Below are 3,107 nucleotides of genomic sequence, written 5' to 3' on the forward strand. Positions count from 1 at the left end.
AGCGACGTACCGGTTGATGGCCTCCTGAAGATCGACCACCGAACGGAAGACGCCGCGCTTGAGCCGCTGGCGGGTCAGCTTGGCGAAGAAGCCTTCAACGGCATTGAGCCACGAGCAGGATGTCGGGACAAAGTGGAAGGTGAAGCGCTTGTGTGGCGGTCGAGCCAGGCGCGGACCTTCGAGTGCTTGTGAGCCGCATAGTTGTCGAGGATGACGTGCACGGCTTTATCCACTGGCACCTGGGCTTCAATGGTGTTCAGGAAGCGGATGAACTCCTGATGCCGGTGACGCTGCATGTCGCGCCCCAATGACGGTGCCATCGAGCACGTTCAGGGCGGCAAACAGCGTGGTGGTGCCATGGCGATTGTAGTCGTGCGTCATGGTCCCGAGGCGGCCCTTCTTGAGCGGCAGTCCGGGTTGGGTGCGGTCGAGCGCCTGGATCTGGCTCTTCTCATCAACAGAGAGAACGATGGCATGAGCGGGTGGATCGACGTAGAGCCCGACCACGTCTCTGAGCTTCTCGCCAAACTTGGGATCGTTGGAGAGCTTGAACTGGCGATAGCGATGCGGCTGGAGACCATGGGCTCGCCAGATGCGCCGTACGGCACTGGCGCTGATGCCACTCTCCCTAGCCATCATGGCGGCAGTCCAGTGGGTTGCCTCGACCGGTGGGTCAGAAAGCGTCAGGTTGACTACCCGCTCGGCCATATCAGGGCCAAGCGGCTTGATCCGGGAGTGTGTTTCGGCGTGGAATAAGGACCCTGTTTCAGGGGTGATCGGCATCCAAAAAGAACCCCTGTAACGCAGGGGCTTCAGACTGCCTCCGATCTTAATCGGAGGCATTTTTTTGGATGTTGGTTGTGGAGACGATTGCGAAGATACGCCGGCTGTCGCTGGTCCAGGGGAAGTCGATCAAGGAGATCTGCCGCGAGTTGCGCATCTCGCGGAAGGTAGTGCGCAAGGTGCTCCGCTCCGACGCGACGGAGTTCCGTTACGAGCGCGAGCACCAGCCGATGCCGAAGATCGGTCCCTGGAGGAACGAGCTCGACCGCCTTCTTGCGGCCAACCACGGCAAGGTGGCCCGCGAACGGCTGACGCTGATCCGGATTTACGAAGAGCTTCGCGAGCGGGGATATGACGGCAGCTACGACGCCGTCCGCCGATACGCGAAGAGCCGGGCGAAGGCGCAGGGGTCGGCGACGGCGGACGCCTATGTGCCGCTGTTCTTCGCGCCGGGCGAGGTCTACCAGTTCGACTGGAGCCACGAGATCGTCCTGATCAACGGCGTGACAGTGACCGTGAATGTCGCCCATGTCCGGCTCTGCCACAGCCGCATGATGTTCGTCGGGGCCCATCCGCGGGAGACGCAGGAGATGGTGTTCGACGCCCATGACAGGGCCTTCGCCTTCTTCGGGGGCGCCTGCACGCGCGGCATCTACGACAACATGAAGACGGCGGTGGAAACGATCTTCGTTGGCAAGGACCGCCAATACAATCGCCGCTTCCTGCAGATGTGCAGCCATTATCTGGTGCAGCCGGTCGCCTGCACGCCGGCATCGGGCTGGGAGAAGGGTCAGGTCGAGAACCAGGTCGGGCTGGTGCGCGAGCGCTTCTTCACGCCCAGGCTGCGCTTCAAGACCTATGAGGAGCTGAACGCCTGGCTGCAGGACAAGTGCGTCGCCTGCGCCAAGGCGCATCGTCACGTCGAGCAACCGGAACGAACGATCTGGAACGTGTTCGAGGAGGAGCGTTCAAGCTGGTTGAATACCGCGGTTCCTTCGACGGGTTCCATACGGTGCCGGCCTCGGTGTCGAAGACCTGCATGGTGCGCTTCGACAACAACAAATACTCGGTCCTGTCGACGGCCGTCGGCCGCCCGGTCGAGATCCATGCCTATGCCGACAGGATCGTCATCCGCCAGGACGGCGTGGTCGTCGCCGAACACGCCCGCTCCTTCGGGCGCGGCGACACGATCTACGATCCCTGGCATTACATGCCGGTCCTTGCCCGCAAGCCCGGTGCACTGCGCAACGGCGCGCCCTTCCAGGGCTGGGTTCTGCCGTCGGCGATGGAGCGTATCCGACGCAGATTGAAGGCGGCGCATGAAGGCGACCGGCAGGTGGTGTCGATCCTGGCTGCGGTGTTGACCGACGGCATCGATGCCGTGGAGGCGGCCTGTCAGGAAGCGCTCGATCAGAACGTCTGCTCCGCCGCCGTCATCATCAACATCCTGGCGCGGCGGCGCGATCCGGCGCCGGCCGTCACCATTCTCACCCCGGACGCACTTCGCCTGCAACACGAGCCGCAGGCCGACTGCGCCCGCTACGACAGCCTCAGGAGGGCAAGCTGATGGAACGCACGCAGGTTCTGGAACTGATGGGGACGCTGAAGCTCTACGGGATGCGCGGCGCCTAATGACGAGGTCATGGCGACAGGTATCAAGCGCCAGCACGAGCCGCCGAGGATCGTCGGCGATCTGCTGTCGGCCGAGATCGCCGAGAAGCAGGCTCGCTCCATCAAATACCAGCTCACCGTCGCCAAGCTGCCGATCGCCAAGGACATCGATGAGTTCGACTTCGACGGCACGCCGGTCAACGAGGTGCTGGTCCGGGACCTTGCCAACGGCACCTTCGTCGCCGACCAGCGCAACGCCGTGCTCATCGGCGGCACCGGAACCGGCAAGTCGCATCTGGCAATCGCCATTGCCCGCGCCCTGATCCGCAATGGCTCACGTGGCCGCTTCTTCAACGTCGTCGATATCGTCAACCGGCTCGAGACCGAGCACCGCGGCGGCAAGCAGGGCCGTATCGCCGATTACCTCACCCGGCTCGACTTCGTCGTGCTCGATGAACTCGGCTATCTGCCGTTCGCGCAAGCTGGCGGGCAATTGCTCTTCCACCTGATCAGCAGGCTCTACGAACGGACCTCGATCATCGTCACCACCAACCTGGCCTTCGGTGAATGGCCGGCCGTCTTCGGCGATCCAAACATCAGAGGCCGCCGCCATTCTCGACCGGGTGGTGTCTCATTTGACGGTGATCGACCCGCGTCACGGCCTTGCGGGCCAGCGTCTGGAGCTGGTTTCGTCCCGTTCTGCGCGCGGTCCG

3 pseudogenes are annotated in these 3,107 nt (G+C 63.3%); 2 read left to right on the forward strand and 1 reads right to left on the reverse strand.

From position 1 onward, the window contains the following. Positions 1-723 (reverse strand): annotated as a pseudogene (locus tag D3227_RS39920) (IS630 family transposase); the annotation flags it as partial. Between the two features lie 128 nt (positions 724-851). Between D3227_RS39920 and istA the strand changes: the two are divergent. Together istA and istB are read left to right on the forward strand one after the other, a co-directional pair. Further along, positions 852-2,344, forward strand: a pseudogene (gene istA / locus D3227_RS39925) (IS21 family transposase); the annotation flags it as partial. A gap of 5 nt (positions 2,345-2,349) precedes the next feature. Continuing rightward, positions 2,350-3,107: pseudogene (istB, locus tag D3227_RS39930) on the forward strand (IS21-like element helper ATPase IstB); the annotation flags it as partial.

The organism is Mesorhizobium waimense (assembly GCF_003601975.1).
Lineage (GTDB): Bacteria > Pseudomonadota > Alphaproteobacteria > Rhizobiales > Rhizobiaceae > Mesorhizobium > Mesorhizobium waimense.